The sequence below is a fragment of the Kitasatospora sp. NPDC093558 genome (assembly GCF_040683475.1).
Taxonomy (GTDB): Bacteria; Actinomycetota; Actinomycetes; order Streptomycetales; family Streptomycetaceae; genus Kitasatospora.
This window is the reverse complement of record NZ_JBFBDY010001142.1, coordinates 1-1461: the sequence shown is the minus strand read 5'-3', so window position 1 is coordinate 1461 and position 1461 is coordinate 1. Positions and strand designations below refer to the sequence as shown.

General features: G+C 72.5%; 2 protein-coding genes. One reads left to right on the top strand and one right to left on the bottom strand.

Going from position 1 to position 1461, the window contains the following annotated elements; translation table 11 throughout:
* The first annotated feature begins 533 nt into the window (after window positions 1-533).
* Window positions 534-848, top strand: a complete 315-nt coding sequence (locus tag AB0O00_RS39215; protein ID WP_363659447.1) for a hypothetical protein — start codon at window positions 534-536, stop codon at window positions 846-848.
* A gap of 393 nt (window positions 849-1241) precedes the next feature.
* Here the strand turns inward: AB0O00_RS39215 and AB0O00_RS39210 are convergent.
* On the bottom strand, window positions 1242-1461 hold a 220-nt coding region (locus AB0O00_RS39210), incomplete at its 5' end, for a hypothetical protein (RefSeq protein WP_363659446.1).

The following is a 1461-nucleotide window of genomic DNA, read 5'->3' as shown; positions in this document are numbered from 1 at the left end:
AGTCGGCCCCACCGACTTCCCACTCCCCGGGCTTCGCGAACTCGGCCCCTCGGGAGTGCAGCCGATCGACGCGGCGGCCCTCCGGCGCCTCCTGGCAGGCCGTTCAGCGCCACTGGTTGTCCCCGGGATTGATCAATGTGCCGTGACCCCGTGGTTCGCACGGCCGTGGGCTGCATGGCCTGGCACGGTAACTGGGGGATTCATGAAGATTCATCGACTGACCAAGCAGGCCGCGGCGCTCGGTATCGCGATCACGGCACTCGCGGGCTGCAGCAGCGGTTCGAGCGGTCCCGTGCCGGGCGGCGCGGCACCGCAGCCGGCCGTGCACGCGCCTGTCTCCCCGAGCCCGACGCCCTTCCCGTCCCCCCACGGGGCCGGCGATCCACGGCGACACCATCAAGGCCCAGATCGTCAGTGCCGGCACCAGCGCCGCGCTCCCCGGAGTCGCGGCCCCTTCGGGGAAGACCGCTCTGCTGGTCCGGCTCAAGGTCACCTCGGACCCCGAGGGCCGTACCGCCAAGTCGCCCTTGTTCATGGCCTGGGCCATCAGGTACCCCGCCTGCGAGAACACCCCCGGGACGGGCTGCTGGAGCGTCGACGGGGAATGGCACTTCCTGACCGAGGCCGATGCCCGCGCCGGACACACCTTCGGCGCGGTGTCGTCGGGAGGCGCCCTCGAAGCCAACACGGCCTACTTCGCGTACATCTGGAAGTTCGTGCCCGAGGGCGACGACCTGCACGAGGCCAAGCTGTGCACCTTCGCCGGAAGCGGGGAGTGCATCCCCCTCGGCCCGGTCGCACCGCTGGCCCCACAGGACGTCAAAACCCTCGACCTCCGCCAGTACTGACGCTCCCGGCGAGACGACGTACACCGCCGCACCCCTTCAAGGGGACGCCGCCGCGGCGGTGGCACCCGGCCTCTTCGACCGGCAGGCCCAGCGGACACGAACCGGCCGCGACGTCCCCCGAGCCGCCGCCCGGCTCGACCGATCCCTGCGTGGGAAGTCGGCCCCGCCGACTTCTCGCGCGCACCCGAACTCCCGTCCTCCCGCCCACGACTGTTCCCAGCCCCACTGCCCCACCCTGGAGCGGCGGGACCAACTGCGCCCTGCACTGGAGGTTCGGACGCGCCAACACCTGCACTCCCCCAGGCCAGTTCGGCAGCAGCTGATCGGTTTCCACCCCGGAGGCGCCGACACCGCCCATGTGAACCCCCGGAGCCGGCCCGGCCCGGCAGGTCGTCAGCGGCTGGTCATCGCGGCTGCGTGGCGCATGTCGGTGAGAGCAGAGGTGAGCCGGGCAGAGCCGACGGTGGCCGCGAGCCCGGTGGCCTGGGCGGCGTGGTGGTCGGCTTCGGTGCGCTCCCCTTGGCGGTAGAGCACGGTGGCCAGCCGGGTGGTGGCCATCGCCCTCACTCGGGCCTGGGTGGTGTCGGCCTCGGCCGCCCGGCGCAGCTCGGCG